This window comes from Stappia sp. BW2 (assembly GCF_008107695.1).
Taxonomy (GTDB): domain Bacteria; phylum Pseudomonadota; class Alphaproteobacteria; order Rhizobiales; family Stappiaceae; genus Roseibium.
This window is the reverse complement of sequence record NZ_VIRG01000070.1, coordinates 933,529-948,029: the sequence shown is the minus strand read 5'-3', so window position 1 is coordinate 948,029 and position 14,501 is coordinate 933,529. Positions and strand designations below refer to the sequence as shown.

General features: G+C 59.2%; 13 protein-coding genes and 1 tRNA gene. 7 read left to right on the top strand and 7 right to left on the bottom strand.

All coding sequences use genetic code 11. The annotated features are described in order from the left end of the window. Nucleotides 1-19 precede the first annotated feature (19 nt). From FMN63_RS23315 to FMN63_RS23300, 4 genes are read right to left on the bottom strand one after another with little or no spacing between them, the layout of a single operon-like run. Nucleotides 20-694: a class I SAM-dependent methyltransferase gene (locus tag FMN63_RS23315; RefSeq protein WP_148586522.1), complete on the bottom strand. Its 675-nt coding sequence runs from the start codon at nt 692-694 to the stop codon at nt 20-22. Continuing rightward, nucleotides 691-1,524: a phosphonate ABC transporter, permease protein PhnE gene (gene phnE / locus FMN63_RS23310; protein ID WP_148586521.1), complete on the bottom strand. Its 834-nt coding sequence runs from the start codon at nt 1,522-1,524 to the stop codon at nt 691-693. Before phnE (FMN63_RS23310) ends, FMN63_RS23315 begins: the two co-directional genes overlap by 4 nt. After that, complete coding sequence (gene phnC, locus FMN63_RS23305; protein WP_148586520.1) at nt 1,517-2,332, bottom strand: phosphonate ABC transporter ATP-binding protein; 816 nt, start codon at nt 2,330-2,332, stop codon at nt 1,517-1,519. The genes phnE (FMN63_RS23310) and phnC (FMN63_RS23305) overlap by 8 nt, the downstream gene beginning before the upstream one ends. Beyond that, complete coding sequence (locus tag FMN63_RS23300; protein WP_148586519.1) at nt 2,332-3,204, bottom strand: phosphate/phosphite/phosphonate ABC transporter substrate-binding protein; 873 nt, start codon at nt 3,202-3,204, stop codon at nt 2,332-2,334. Before FMN63_RS23300 ends, phnC (FMN63_RS23305) begins: the two co-directional genes overlap by 1 nt. 298 nt (nt 3,205-3,502) lie before the next feature. Between FMN63_RS23300 and phnC (FMN63_RS23295) the strand changes: the two genes are divergently transcribed. The 4 genes from phnC (FMN63_RS23295) to phnE (FMN63_RS23280) all read left to right on the top strand — a co-directional run bounded on the left by phnC (FMN63_RS23295) (nt 3,503) and on the right by phnE (FMN63_RS23280) (nt 7,342). Beyond that, nucleotides 3,503-4,324 (top strand): phosphonate ABC transporter ATP-binding protein, encoded by an 822-nt coding sequence (phnC, locus tag FMN63_RS23295; protein ID WP_148586518.1) that lies wholly within the window; start codon nt 3,503-3,505, stop codon nt 4,322-4,324. Between the two features lie 89 nt (nt 4,325-4,413). Beyond that, nucleotides 4,414-5,325 (top strand): phosphonate ABC transporter substrate-binding protein, encoded by a 912-nt coding sequence (phnD, locus tag FMN63_RS23290; protein WP_148586517.1) that lies wholly within the window; start codon nt 4,414-4,416, stop codon nt 5,323-5,325. A gap of 242 nt (nt 5,326-5,567) precedes the next feature. Beyond that, nucleotides 5,568-6,482, top strand: coding sequence for a phosphonate ABC transporter, permease protein PhnE (gene phnE / locus FMN63_RS23285; RefSeq protein WP_148586516.1), 915 nt, complete (start codon nt 5,568-5,570; stop codon nt 6,480-6,482). Nucleotides 6,483-6,484: 2 nt separating this feature from the next. Then, entirely contained in the window at nt 6,485-7,342 is an 858-nt protein-coding gene (gene phnE / locus FMN63_RS23280) for a phosphonate ABC transporter, permease protein PhnE (RefSeq protein ID WP_148586515.1), read from the top strand. Nucleotides 7,343-7,545: 203 nt separating this feature from the next. On the opposite strand, the gene FMN63_RS23275 is transcribed toward phnE (FMN63_RS23280), so the two are convergent. Together FMN63_RS23275 and FMN63_RS23270 are read right to left on the bottom strand one after the other, a co-directional pair. Beyond that, nucleotides 7,546-8,721 carry an alpha-D-ribose 1-methylphosphonate 5-triphosphate diphosphatase gene (locus FMN63_RS23275; protein WP_148586514.1) on the bottom strand — a complete coding sequence of 392 codons (1,176 nt, stop codon included), beginning with the start codon at nt 8,719-8,721 and terminating at the stop codon, nt 7,546-7,548. Nucleotides 8,722-9,083: 362 nt separating this feature from the next. Next, nucleotides 9,084-9,169, bottom strand: a tRNA-Leu gene (locus tag FMN63_RS23270). Between the two features lie 219 nt (nt 9,170-9,388). On the opposite strand from FMN63_RS23270, the gene map reads away from it, so the two are divergent. The 3 genes from map to FMN63_RS23255 all read left to right on the top strand — a co-directional run bounded on the left by map (nt 9,389) and on the right by FMN63_RS23255 (nt 13,449). Further along, nucleotides 9,389-10,219: a type I methionyl aminopeptidase gene (gene map, locus FMN63_RS23265; protein WP_148586513.1), complete on the top strand. Its 831-nt coding sequence runs from the start codon at nt 9,389-9,391 to the stop codon at nt 10,217-10,219. A gap of 65 nt (nt 10,220-10,284) precedes the next feature. Further along, nucleotides 10,285-10,998: a RadC family protein gene (radC, locus tag FMN63_RS23260; RefSeq protein ID WP_148586512.1), complete on the top strand. Its 714-nt coding sequence runs from the start codon at nt 10,285-10,287 to the stop codon at nt 10,996-10,998. 171 nt (nt 10,999-11,169) lie between these two features. Continuing rightward, nucleotides 11,170-13,449: a bifunctional diguanylate cyclase/phosphodiesterase gene (locus FMN63_RS23255; protein ID WP_148586511.1), complete on the top strand. Its 2,280-nt coding sequence runs from the start codon at nt 11,170-11,172 to the stop codon at nt 13,447-13,449. 78 nt (nt 13,450-13,527) lie between these two features. Here FMN63_RS23255 and FMN63_RS23250 read toward each other — a convergent pair whose 3' ends face one another. Beyond that, nucleotides 13,528-14,484 (bottom strand): ArgK/MeaB family GTPase, encoded by a 957-nt coding sequence (locus FMN63_RS23250; protein WP_148586510.1) that lies wholly within the window; start codon nt 14,482-14,484, stop codon nt 13,528-13,530. Nucleotides 14,485-14,501 lie beyond the last annotated feature (17 nt).

Below are 14,501 nucleotides of genomic sequence, written 5' to 3'. Positions count from 1 at the left end.
GCCAGCACGGCCCGCTCGATCAGCGGTTGAGTTCGGCAATCATGTGCCAGTGCCACGAACCGGGTTTCGTGTGCACCTTGTCTTCGAGATAGCTCAGCTCGAAACGGTCGAACAGAGCCACCAGCTCACTCGCGTTGCAATAAAAATGCGGGTGATCCTTGTCGTCGTCGCCATCGCGCACCCAGGTGTCGGCGGCCACTTCCGTCCCGATACCGAAGTTGGCGTTGCGCTTCGACAGCATTGTCCCCTGATAGATCCCGCCAGGTTTCAGTACCCGGGCGATTTCCGAGATCGCTGTGCGAACGATTGAGGGATCGCCGTGATAGATCACGTTGAAGGACAGAACGTAGTCGAAACTGTTGTCTTCGAACGGCAGCGCCGTCATCGGGGCCAGATGAGTTTCAATGTTCACACCTTCCGCTGCCGCACTCTTTTCCAGTTCCGCCAACCCCGCTTTGGAAAGATCCATCGCATGCGTCTCGAAACCGGCACGGGCGAAAGACAGGGCGTGACGGCCAACGCCGCAACCAAGATCCAAAGCCCGGACCTTTTCCTGCTTCTGCAGTCGTTCAATCAGACCGGCAACATCCGGATCCGGACGCAACCAGTCGGCCCGGCCCTCCTCCGTCTGCCAGCGTTTGTCCCAGGCCAGATGGGCCGTATCGGTTTTTTGTGAGGCTAGTGCGTTGCTCATTGAGATGCTCCTTCCAGAATGCGGCTGCGGGTCAGGTTGCCGAGCCGTTCAACACAAAGAACCAGCACGAAGATCATCAGGATGATGGTCATCGCGAGCTGGTAGTCAAAAAAGTCCATAGCCACCTTCAGTTCGATGCCGATGCCCCCTGCCCCGACAAGGCCGAGCACGACGGACGACCGGGTCGCCTTTTCAAGCGCGAACAGCGACGTGGTGATGAAGGAAGGCATCGCGGCGGGCACCACCGCACAGAAGATCGTGTCGAAGCGGCCCGCCCCGGCGGCTGTCAGCGCTTCGCCGGGCCCCTTCTCCACATCTTCCATGGCTTCAGCGAAGAAACGTCCGCAGAAACCGACGGTGTCGACAGCGATGGCCAGCGTGCCCGCAAAAGGCCCCAACCCGACCGAAATGACGAAAACCAGTGCCCACACGAGATCCGGCACCGTCCTGAAGAGAGCGATCAGCAAACGCGCAGACGTATAGACAGCCCGTGACAGCAAGGAGGGTCGCGTCAACCCCTTTGCGGCCAATACCGCCAGCGGCAGGCTGAGAACAATGCCGATGAGCGTACCTGCCAGCGCCATCTGGAATGTTTCCAGCAGCGCTTTCGACAATTGTGGCAACCGCTCCAGCGACGGCGGCCAGGCCCGCGACAGGAAGTCGGCCAGTGCCGGACCGCCAGAGACCAGAGCGGAAAAAGACCAGCCGGCCCCCTGAAACGACCAGACGACAAAGGCAATCAGAGCCACGTAGACGACGAAGTGCAGCGCGCCGGGACGTTCGAACCTGTCCGGCAGGCGAGAGTGCTTGAATGTCAGGAGATCAGCCATAGTGCTTCCCCAGATCCGCAGCGCTCAAACCGCTGCTGCTGTCATCCAGAACGACTTCCCCCTGCCGGATCGCAAGGACACGGTCGGAATAGGCAAGCGCCTGTTGGACGTTGTGCGAGGTGAACAGAAGCGTGATCCCCTCTTCCCGGGTCAGTTGGCGAAAGAGGTCCATCACTTCCTGACCGGCAACCGGATCCAGACTGGCAACCGGCTCGTCCGCGACAATCATTTTGGGCTGCTGCATAAGGGCCCTGGCAATCGCCACCCGCTGGGACTGGCCGCCGGAGAGCTGATCAGCCCGTTTCAAGGCCTGGTCTGCGAGCCCGACCCTTTCGAGGCAGGCCATCGCCCGATCCCGCAAGGCCGTTGCGGCCAGAAGCTGCGACCAGCCGCGTATGCCGCCGGCACGGCCAAGATTGCCATGGATCACATTGGTCAACGCGGAAACCCGCGGCACCAGATTGTGCTTTTGAAAGACAAACCCAACTTCGGCGCGAACCCGTCTGAGTTGTCGCTGACGCGCCGCGGAAATATCCTCGCCGAACAGCAGAACCGAACCGGCTTCCGGCTCGATCAGCCGCAGTGCGCACCGCAAGGCGGTCGATTTGCCAGCACCGTTGGAGCCGATCAGGGCAACCGCTTCCTCACGGCCCACGGAAAAGGAAATACCGCGCAGCACGTTCCGATCCTTGCCGAACGACTTGCAGAGTCCCTCAACCTTCAGATCGCAGATTGGGTTTGTCTCGGGTTTTGAAGCCGGAACCGCCGGCGCAACCGCGCCGGCGGACTGGAGCAGAGGCTGCGCCATTATTCACCGATGAACTTGTCGTATTGCGGGAAACCGGCGGTGGTGTACATGGACCGGACGAGGTCGTAGGAACCGTCCTCGATCGCCACCAGATCCATGCCCGAATACTTGTCGTTTTCCTCATGCTGCAGGATCGCGGCGATGATTGAATCCTTGTTGTCGAGGATCGCCTCGCGCAGCTTCTGCGCTGCCGCGGGATCGACATGGGCCCCGACCATGATCATGTCGTTCGGCAGATCACCGGAACGGGCAATCACCCGGAAAAAGCCGTTGGGGACGCTGTCATCCTTGTTGCGGGTGCCCAGCCAGGAATTGTGGTTGATGCCGATGGCCGCAACATCACCCTTCTTCAAGGCCTCATGCGCGATGTTGCGAGAGGTATGCAGCTTGTCGATGTCCTTGATCGGATCGACACCATAGTCGGCCATCAACTGCATCGGACACAGCATGTTGGACGTGGACCCGATGTCGCCGAAGGCCACTTTCTTGCCCTTGAGATCGGCCGGGCGCGTGAAGCCGCTGTCGGCACGCACGACGATGGCACAGAAATAGTCCGGACGGCCGAGACCAATCAGCGGGCGGGCTTCGGTCAGTTCGTTGATCACGATGTATTCGGCAGGCCCGGTCACGACGAAATCGACGCGTTTGGCGCGCAAGGCTTCAGCAGCCGCGGTACGGCTGGTCACCGGAAAAAACTCGAACGTGTGGTCTGTCGCATTTTCGAGGGCGTCCTTGAACGGACCCCATTCGACCTGAAGCCGCTCCAGGCCTTCCACATCAGTTACGGCCAGCTTGAAGCTATCGGCCAGGGATGAAGACAGGGAAACGGCGAGAACTGCAGCCGCGAGGGCGGCGGATTTCAAAAAACGCATGACGGGAACTCCTCAGAAAACCGAAACAAAGCCGGCAAGGCAAAGTGAGCGTAACGACAAGCGCGCTGTTGAACGTGACTGTATTATGTAAATTTTACGAAATTTACATCCCACCAAAACAGAACTTCAAAGGGGAAATTTCCATTATCTTGAATCTAACAAATAATTCTTCCTCTTATTTGTTTACCGGCAAATCTTAATCGTACCATTGTCGTAAAAATTCATAAAAGTATAATCGTATAGACATCTGATCCCAGCGCATGCCTGCTATCTCGCTCTCCGTTTTTCGGAGGGGCCGATGCTGGTCATTGAGCAATTATCAAAAGTGTTTGGAGACCTGACCGCTGTGGACAGCGTCTCCCTTGCCATTCCCAAGGGGCAGATGGTGGGCGTCATCGGTCGATCGGGGGCCGGCAAGTCCACTTTCCTGCGCATGGTCAACCGGCTGACCGACCCCAGCCGGGGCACGATCCTGAATGAGGGCCAGAACATCACGGCCCTGAAGGGCCGCGACCTGCGCCTTTGGCGGGCGTCCTGCGCGATGATCTTTCAGCAATTCAATCTTGTTGAACGCATGGATGTGCTGACCAATGTCATGATCGGCCGGATAGCCCACACAGGCTTCCTGCGGTCCATGACGCGCTCCTTCACCGACGAAGACCGCGCCCGTGCCATCGAAGCGCTGGACCGGCTCGGTCTGGTGCCCCAGGCGCTGCAACGTGCAGGAACCCTTTCGGGCGGCCAGCAGCAGCGTGTCGCCATTGCCAAGGCACTGGTGCAGAACCCGCGCATCATGCTGGCCGACGAACCGATTGCCTCTCTCGATCCGGCCAATGCCAGCCGGGTGATGGACGCCCTGCGCGAAATCAACCGGACGGACGGTCTCACGGTTCTGGTCAACCTGCACACACTCGACACTGCCCGTGCCTATTGCGACCGGATCGTCGCGATGAAGGACGGGCGGGTTCAGTTCGACGGCACACCGGAAGCACTGACAAGCGAAAAGGTGCGTCAGATCTACGGCACCGATGATCTTTCGGCCGACATCAACGAAGCGGTGACCTCCATCTCCCTGACAGCAACCTCTTCCCGGCAGCCCGTCAAGGCCTTCGGGACCTGACTTTCGCGAAGCGGTCTTTCCGCTCTCGCAGCCTTAAGCGGCTTGTGCCGCCAACCCGCCGGACCAGCCGGCACCAAAGGAGACTTAAGATGAAGGCCCTATTTGCAGCCGCCGTATCCGTTGCCATCCTTGCAGCCTCCCCGGCCCTCGCCGAAGGCTGGAAGGACCAGTACAAGACGATCAAGTTCGGCATCCTGTCCGGAGAAAACGAAAAGGACCGGATCGCCCGCTACACACCGTTTGAGAAATACCTGGAAAATGAACTCGGCGTCGATGTCGAGATCTTCACGGCCGGCTCTTACGACGGCGTGATCCAGGCGATGGCAGCCGACCAGATCGAGTTTGCCTTCTTCGGGTCGTCCTCCTATGCCGCCGCCTACACCGAAACCAACGGCGGTATCGTTCCGCTGGTCTCGCGCCTGCAGAAAGACGGTTCCACCGGCTATTTCTCAGTGGTCGCCGTACGTTGCGACAGTGGCTACAAGACCCTGGACGACCTCAAAGGCAAGACGCTTGCCTTTGCCGATCCGGACAGCACCTCCGGCTATGCGGTCCCCTACTTCAACCTGAGCAAACAGGGCTACGACCCGAAAACCTTTTTCAAGGCCATCCCCTTCTCCGGCGCCCATGAAACCGGTGTCCTTGGCGTCTACAACAAGCAGTATGACGCTGCCGCCACCTACATCACCAACGAAGAAGACGGTATTCCCCAGCGCATGGTCACCAAGGGCATGATCGAAAAAGACTCGATCTGCACCATCTGGAAATCCCCGGAAATCACCTCCGGCCCGCTGGCCGCCCGCGCAAACCTGCCCAAGGGGCTGATCGATGCCATGCGCACCGCGGTCATGGAGATCCCGGAAAAAGACACGCTCGCCTTCATCGAGATGACCGGCGGCGAAGACAGCACGCAGGAAGGCTGGATCGAGGTTGATCACGATCGCTACCAGTGGATCGTCGACATGCGCGATTGGCTGAAAAAACAGCGTCGCGGCGGCTAATGCTGACTTGAACGCCGTTTCAGGCCGGGCCGTTGGTCAGGCCTGAAACGGCTCTCCGCAGAGGAAGCGCCAGGTGCGGTCCGACGGCAAAGACGGCAGGCTGCTTTCTTGCGGCTCATCTGTCGCGGCTGTCCGTCCCGTCGCACGTCAAGGCGCAGCTTTGTGAAGCAGCCTCGTTTCCAACACCTGTTCGCGGCGATCCATCGGCGCTTTCATTTCAATTGCGAGCAACGGCAGTGGCCATGACAGCCCTTACCCCCGCCATCGATCAATTCGAACACGACTACGCCACCGCCCGCCGGTCTGCCCTGCGGCTGAACCTGATCTCCACGCTGCTTTTTGCTCTCTGCTTCTTGGTCACGGCTTGGATCGGCGGCTTCTTCGACATGACCGACGTCACCCTTCCCGGCGGCGAGCGTGTTTCCATGTGGAAGATCTGGGCAGGCCTGCCGCGGCTGGGAGAATATCTCTACAAGACCTTGCCCGAGCTTCATCGTGAAACGCTGGGTGCGGATCTTGCTGGCTGGTTCTGGCGCTGGAAGGTCTGGCTCTGGCTGCTGTTGGAGACGATCCTGATCGCCTATATGGCAACGCTGCTTGGCATCGTCGGGGCCTTTTTCCTGAGTTTCCCGGCATCGCGGAACCTGTCGCCCAACAGATGGGTGCTGAACGTGACCCGGCGGTTTCTGGAAATCATCCGGACGGTCCCTGATCTGGTCTGGGCCCTCATCTTCGTTTTCTGTTTCGGCGTAGGTCCTCTGGCCGGTGTGCTCGCCATCGGTCTTCACGCTACCGGCGCTCTGGGCAAGCTCTATTCAGAAGCCAACGAAAATGCCGACATGCGACCGTTGGAAGGTATCAAAGCCTCGGGGGGATCGTGGTTCGACCAGATCCGCTACGGCATCGTGCCCCAGGTTGTTCCAAACATCATCAGCTACACGCTGCTGCGTTTCGAAATCAACGTCCGCTCATCCTCCATCGTCGGCTTTGTCGGTGCAGGCGGCCTAGGCCAGGAGATCCGCGTGGCCATGTCCCTGCAGGAATACACCGATCTCTCGGCCCTGTTCCTGATTGTCTTCGTCACCGTGATCGTCATCGACATGCTGAGCGAGAAGGTGCGCCACCACATCATCGGCCTGACCGGAAAAGGTATCTGACCATGACCGCTCCAACGCCCAACATCGCACGCGCCAGATCTCTGGTTCCAGGTGCCTTTTCCACGCCTCGCCGCACACGTCTGATCCAGCTTGCCGGCTGGACGGTTTTCCTTCTTCTGACAGGCTGGTGCCTGTGGGATTTCGGTTTCGCGCCCGCACGACTTCTTCAGGGAGCGACACGCTTCGGCGACGTGCTGGCCTTCATGTTTCCGCCCCATATCTGGAGGAGCTGGGCGGAGTGGCAGGAGATCCTGAAAGGCCTTGGGGAAACTGTCGCCATGGCCTTCATGGGCACGCTTCTGGGGGCCGTGATTGCGTTTCCGCTGGCGTTTCTGGGTGCCAAGAACATCATGCCGTTCTCCTGGCTCCGGCTTGGCGTCAGGCGCGGGTTCGATGCTCTTAGAGCCATCGAACAATTGATCCTTGCCCTCATCTTCATTCGCGCGTTCGGCCTCGGTCCGCTGGCCGGCATCCTGGCCATCGCGGTGTCGGAAATCGGCACCTTCTCCAAACTTTTTTCCGAAGCGATCGAGAACACGTCCCAGAAACCGGCAGAAGGTGTCCGCGCCTCCGGTGGCGGCAGTCTCCAGACGATCCGCTTCGCAGTCCTGCCACAGGCCCTGCCGGTGATCCTGTCGATCATTCTCTACAATTTCGAATCCAACACCCGCACCGGCACAATTTTGGGCATCGTCGGCGCCGGTGGCATCGGCTTCCTCCTCGCCGACCGCATCCAGGCCTATCGCTGGCCGGAAGCCTGGACGATCATTTTCCTCATCGTGCTGGTCGTCTACCTGATCGACGGCTTCTCCGGCTTCCTGCGCCGGAAGATCATCGGCTCGGAGTCTGGGCGGACGTGAGATCGTGATGTGGCGAAGCATCCCCTTTGATCGCGTTGCCACGTTTTCGCTGCGTGCCCCTCACTCCGCAAACACCAATCAACGCCTCCCGATACCCTGGGAAACGGCATGGATGCCGTGGTCGAGCCACAGCATCCATTCCGTGACCTCACCACGAGCCCAGTCTCGAAGACGTTCAATAACCGCGTTTCACCGCTGAACGATCAGAGCACCCGCTGACCGTTCCGCCAGGCCCGTTTGATGAAGGGATGTCCGTTGAAGACGCCAACGTGAAGCAGGTCGGCGCGTTTGCCCTCAGCGATCTCGCCCCTGTCCGACAGCCCGGCCACTTCCGCCGGTGTTTTCGAAACCATCTGGATTGCCGCCGGCAGATCAGCGTGGAAGGCGTCTCCCGTTCCCACGAGGAAAGCGCAGTCAAGCAGCGAGCGCGGGACGTAGTCGGATGCCAGGATATCGACCAGATCTTCTGCCAGGAGCGCGCTGACAGCGATGTTGCCTGATTGGGAGCCACCACGAATGACATTGGGCGCGCCGCCGACAACATGCATGGCATGGCTCTTGGCCTTGCGGGCCGCTTCCAGCGTGCAGGGAAATTCCGAAACACTGATACCTTCACCAAGTGCCTCGTCGATATGCTCAAGTTCCGTATCATCGTGGCTGAGCAGCGGCAGCTTGTGCGCATGCGCCAGCGCGACCACCGCCGGCCGCACCTTCGAGCTGGTTTCGTCCGAAAAATTCAGAAGTATCTGCGTCTCCCGCTCGGCAACGGCACGTGTTTCGCCCGTATCCGCCATGCGCCGGTGGAGGTAGGCCTCAACATCCTTGCTCTGCCGACGGCCCGGCAGGTGTTCCATCACCGACACCATGCGCACGATGTCCTTGCCGATGTTTTCTTCCGTCAGGCGCGTGGTCTCGCCATCCGTAATCTCACAGCGCAGGTGCACCAGGTGCTCGGACTTCAACATGCCAGCCGCCTGGAGCGTTTCCAACGCATCGATCATCGGCGCAAGGATTTCCCGGCGTTCCGGGTTCTTGATCGTCGCGCCAACGCACAGGCTGTCGAAAACGGTGGTGATGCCGCTGCCGATGATCTGCGCATCATGTGCCATCGCAGCCCGTGATGGATCCCAACGCACATGAGCACGCGGGAAGACATGTTTTTCGAAATGGTCGGTGTGAATGTCGACCAGCCCCGGCAGCAGATAATCGCCCTGAAGATCGTCCCCGGCTTGCGGCGCGTTGCCCTGATCAACCGAGACAATCCCGGTGTCGGAAAAGGCAACGTGCCCACTGATGACCTCGTCCGCGAGCACGAGCCGGGCGTTTTTCAAAACTGTCAGGGCGCTGCCGGAAGGCACGCGATTGTCGGCATACGTCATGGAAACTCCCTCCGGCGAGCAGAATGAACGAATTCAAGAATGGCCCGAAAGTGGACCGAAAAAGATGTGGCTCCGCGTGACCGGGAGCGAACCGAGCCGGAAGCAAATGCGCTTCCGGTTGAACGCCTGATGATCTAGCGTTCTTTCGAGCAGAAATTGTGACAGTCGTTCAACGGATCCGTGACAATCCGGAAAAATCTGCGGTTTACAGGTAAAGAGAAGGAAGCACAGAGCCGAATTTGCAACCTGCCTTCAACCGACTGGAAAGACAAGAGCATGCGGAAAGACGTGACAGGCGAGAAGAGAAACCCAGATTCAAGTCGGCGCTTAAGCAGACCGAAGACCGGTCGCACAACAAACTATGGTGCGGGCGACGGGACTCGAACCCGTACAGCCTAGGGCCGAGGGATTTTAAGTCCCTTGTGTCTACCAATTCCACCACGCCCGCTTTTCTCTTCCCCTAGCTCTCCTGCCGGAAAAGCGCAAGAAGGCACCGCGGCTTTTCACCGCGTTAGCAGGAAGTTTCCACGTCAGGCTGATTTTGCCGGAACAGAAGCTGGAAATTGCGCGCTCGGAGCGGTATGTGAACAAACAACGGATAATTGGTGCCGAACCCAGCCTTCATGGCTTACAATGCACCGGAAAATTGTGAGACACGGTAATCCCCATGGTCAGCTATATCGACGCTTCGGAAGCACCTTTGAAAAATACGGGCCAGATAAGGTTATACGGTCCAGAGGATTTCGAAGGCATGATGCGTGCCGGTCAGTTGACCGCAGCCTGTCTTGATGAGCTGACCGACCTCGTCAAACCGGGCACAACGACCCAGGAAATCGATGACTTCGTCTACCAGTACGGCATGGATCACAACGCCATTCCGGCAACGCTGAACTATCGCGGCTACACCAAGTCCTCCTGCACGTCGATCAACCACGTCGTCTGTCACGGCATTCCCAACGAAAAGGGCCTGCGCGAAGGCGACATCGTCAACATCGACGTCACCTTCATTCTGGACGGCTGGCACGGCGATTCCAGCCGCATGTACCCGGTCGGCCAGTTGAAGCGCGCCGCCGAACGCCTGATTGATGTGACCTATGAATCGCTGATGCGCGGCATCGAGGCGGCCAAGCCGGGCAACACCACGGGTGATATCGGCGCAGCCATCCAGACATTCGTTGAGGCAGAACGCTGCTCCGTGGTGCGCGATTTCTGTGGCCATGGCGTCGGCCTGCTGTTTCACGACACCCCGAACATCCTGCACTATGGCCGCCCCGGTGAAGGTGTGGAACTGAAGCCTGGCATGATTTTCACCATCGAACCGATGGTCAATCTGGGTCGTCCGCACGTGAAGGTTCTCAGCGATGGCTGGACCGCCGTCACGCGCGACAGATCCCTGTCGGCCCAGTTCGAACATTCCATCGGTATCACTCCCGAAGGCTGCCAGATCTTCACCACTTCCCCCAAAGGCATCCACAAGCCCGGCCTGCAAACCGACTGAAGGTACGGCTGCCCCTAAACTATCGGCGAAGTGCTGTCATCTGATAGCGGCTGACGCAGGAGCTCATGAAAGAGACGACCACCGCCAGTGAAACACCGGCCACCGCCGGCGGCGACCACAAGGGGCACCGCCAGCGGCTGCGGGAACGGTTCCGTAAAACCGGCGAGCAAGGCCTTGCCGACTATGAACTTCTTGAATTTCTTTTGTTTTCCGCCCTGCCCCGCCAGGACACCAAGCCGATTGCCAAAGCCTTGCTGCAGCGCTTCGGTTCCTTTCCGGCGGCTCTTGCCGCGCCCAGGGAAAGGCTGAAGGAAATCCCTGGCCTGTCCGACATCAGCATCGACGCCCTTCAGGCCGTGCACGCATCCGTCATCCGTTTTCACAAGGCCGGCCTGGAAAAACGTCAGGTTCTGGACAGCTGGCAGAAAGTCATGGACTACCTGCAGGTTTCCATGGGGCTTGCCCCTGTTGAGCAATTCAGGGTCCTGTTTCTGGATAAAAAGAATGCCCTGATCGCGGACGAAGTTCAGCAGACAGGCACTGTCGATCACACACCTGTCTATCCGCGCGAAGTCATCCGGCGTGCCCTGGAGCTTTCGGCGACGGCGCTGATCCTGGTGCATAACCACCCGTCAGGAGACCCGACCCCGTCCAGAGCCGACATTCAGATGACCAAGAAAATCGTCGATATCGCCGGCCCGCTCGGGATCGAGGTGCATGATCACATCATCGTCGGTCTGCGAAACAATGTCAGCTTCCGCAGCCTGCAATTGATCTGATTGCCCGCTCGGGAGAGAAGCCAGATTATGCGCCCGTGCTGAAGAGTGCCTTCAGGATGCGGGCAAAACCGGATCAGATATTTCCAGACTTTACCCTTAATTTACTTAGAAGTTTGGGGCATTCCTTAACCCGCACCGACAATACTCAGCCCAAAGAAACCGGGCTCGTGTATGAACAATTCGACTAAAAATTCCGGCGGCCAGATTGCAAACGCGATCATCATTCCGATGGTTGTCATCGTCATGATATCCGTTTTCGGTATCTTTGGCCTGCTGCACTGGTCTGCCCGCCTGTCGGACGAAACTGCCGTCGAATCTCAGAACAAGCTGATTGCGGGTGCGCTGCAGCTCACCCAGAACTACATGGTGAAGCAGCAGAACGGAGTCGTGATCTGGGACGAAGCCTATCGTAGGGTCAACCAGGCCGATCTGGACGAAGGCTGGATCTACAACAATCTGATGCACTGGTTGTTCCAGAACCACGGATTCACAAAGTCGATCCTGATCAATCGTGATTTTGACGTGCAGTACATCTACGCGCAGAACCACACAAGCAAATGGATGACACCAGAGCTGCTCGACGAGCTGAAACCTGCAATCGCCAAGGTACGTGCCCGCTACATCATCTCCTTCCGCCGCACACCGTCCGGCCTTTACAGCTTTGTGCCGCAAAGCAGCGATGCTCGCCGGTCAATCGCCGAAACAGGCGTCGTTTCCCTGGCTGACGAACCCTATCTGTTCAGCGCGGCTGCCGTCATGCCGCAGATCCAGTCGATTTCACGGGTGCGGTTTCCACCGACAGTGCTGGTTAGCCTAGTGCCCTTGCGTGGTGAAAAGCTGAAAGAAATCTCCGACATGTCGCGCCTGAACGGCTTTGTTCTTGCCCCCACAGACACCGAGCGTGACGGTGTCGGCCATTTTCAGCTGAAGTCGCCACATGGGCAGGTTGTCGGCCTGATCGCGTGGCAAACCTCTGAGCCTGGCAGCCAGATGATGTACCGCATCAATCCGTTCCTGTGGCTGGCAGCTTTCATGATTGCCACCGTGGTCTTCGCAGTGGCCATCTTCACCTACCAGATGACCAGGCGGCTGGCGCAAAGTGAAGCCAGGGCGGTGCACGCCTCTCGCCACGATGCCCTGTCCGGCCTGCCGAACCGCGCCCGTTTCCATACGCTGCTGACGGACACACTGGAAGAAAGCGCGACCAACGGAACGAATACCGCCGTAGTCTACATCGACCTCGATCATTTCAAGGACATCAACGACACCCTCGGTCATTCCGCCGGTGACAAGGTGATCACTGCCGTTGCCCAGCGGCTGCAGCGCGTCATTCCCGAAACCGGGATCGTTGCGCGCATCAGCGGCGATGAATTCGCGATGGTCATCAAGAACTGCGAAGACGATGTCTGGCTGGAATATATTCTCGATCAGGTTCAGGACGAAATCAGCCGCCCGATTATGATCGGCAGCCGTGAACTTCATGCGAGCCTTTCCATGGGTGCGGCCGTGGCCCCACGCGACGGTGACGATCCGGACGAACTGCTGCGCAAGGCCGATATCGCGCTTTACGATGCCAAGGAGAACGGCCGAAGCCGCCGATCCTTCTTCGAACCGAACATGGAGCATCACGTCCAGTCCAAGGACCGGCTGTCACGTGAGTTGCGCCTGGCGCTGAAGAACGACGAACTGGACCTTGCTTATCAGCCACAATCCGATACCTCGGCCAAACGGATCGTCAGTGTGGAAGCTCTGGCGCGCTGGACCAAGAAAGACGGCACCGTCATTTCCCCGGCGCAGTTCATTCCCGTCGCCGAGGAAACAGGCCTGATCAACGATCTGGGCATCTGGGTGCTCAACAAGGCTTGCGCCAAGGCGCATGAATGGCCCGGCATCACCGTGTCGGTCAACGTTTCGCCGAACCAGTTCAAGCACCCGCGGTTTGTCGAGAAGGTCATGGCAATTCTGGCTGCCAACAACCTGCCGCCGCAGCGCCTCGAAATCGAGGTGACGGAAAGCGTCTTTGCGGGCCGGAACGATTCGGTGCTGAAAGCCCTGCGAAGACTGAAGAACCTGGGCGTGAAGGTCGCTCTCGATGATTTCGGCTCAGGCTATTCCAGCCTCAGCTATCTGCGCCGGTTCCCGTTCGATACGCTGAAGATCGACCGGGACTTCGTTTCCGACATGAACGGAAACGCGGAGGCCGAGGCAATCCTGGTCTCGATCATCCAGCTCGGCAAGGCGCTCGGCATGACCATCGTGGCGGAAGGCATCGAGACCCAGGAACAGATCCGGTTCCTGCAGGCGCACAATTGCCACCGGATGCAGGGCTTCTATATCTCCCGCCCGTTGTCGGACGAAGCTCTGACGCAGTTTCTGGCCGACTTCCACAACATCAGCGCCACCGGCTTCGGCACTGATCTGAGCTTGCAGGCGCGCGCAGCAGAAGCCTGATGCCGCTTTGGCCCGGCAAGCGGCTTATGCGTCAGTCCTGCAAATTCTTCTGGGGAATCAGAGCTTCATTCCCTGGGATCAAACACCCAGCAGTGGCCGGAGCTTGGCGGAAAAGCCATGAAAGCTCGCAAAGGGGGCCGTCTCGGCCGACGTCAGCCAGTCCTGCCCCGAACCGGCGGCCAGCTTCAGTCCCGCATGGCCAAATTCCGTGCGCACCATATCCTTGAACCAGGCGACATGCTGAGCTTTCCGCTGCCTCTGCAAGGTATTGTCTGACGCGATATGGGCATGATGGCGCTGCCAATGCCCGACCAGTTCGTCAACGCCGCTGAGGGTCTGCGCGGAGACTTCGCACACCGGTACCGTCCACCCACCCGTGCCACCTGTGTCGCTTAGCGACAAGGCACCGGCAACGTCGGAGGTGGCCCGGCGCGCAAGCGCTCCCATATCGGCCTTGGTAACAGCCACGATGTCCGGCAACTCCATGATGCCGGCTTTCATGAACTGAAGACTGTCGCCGGATCCTGGCTGAATACACAGCACAACCGTGTCGACAGCCTGCTTCAGATCGCCTTCGGACTGGCCGATGCCAACGGTTTCAACGATCACGCAATCGCAGACACACCTGAGAACGGCAATCGCGGCAACCGCATGATCGGACAAACCGCCGAGACGATCCCGCGCAGCCATGGAGCGCACGAAAACACCATCATCGGAAGGGTCGGTCTTCAACCGGGTGCGGTCGCCCAGAAGCGCGCCTCCGGTCACCGTGGAAGACGGGTCGATGGCCAGCACCGCCACGCTTTGCCCCGCTGCCCGGCAGGCCTTGATGAGGGCATCCGTCAGACTGGATTTACCCACCCCGGGAGGACCGGTGAGGCCAAGCACCTTCGCGGTGGGCTCTCCGGCGGCCCGATCCAGAAAAGCTGCGGTTTCCGCGTCTTCCGAATGGCTTTCCAACCGGCTGAGCACACGTGAGAGCTGCCTCTTGCCACCCGCACGCAAGGCGTCCAGCTTGGGGTAGGCATCACTCACACCGCACTCCCTGTCGA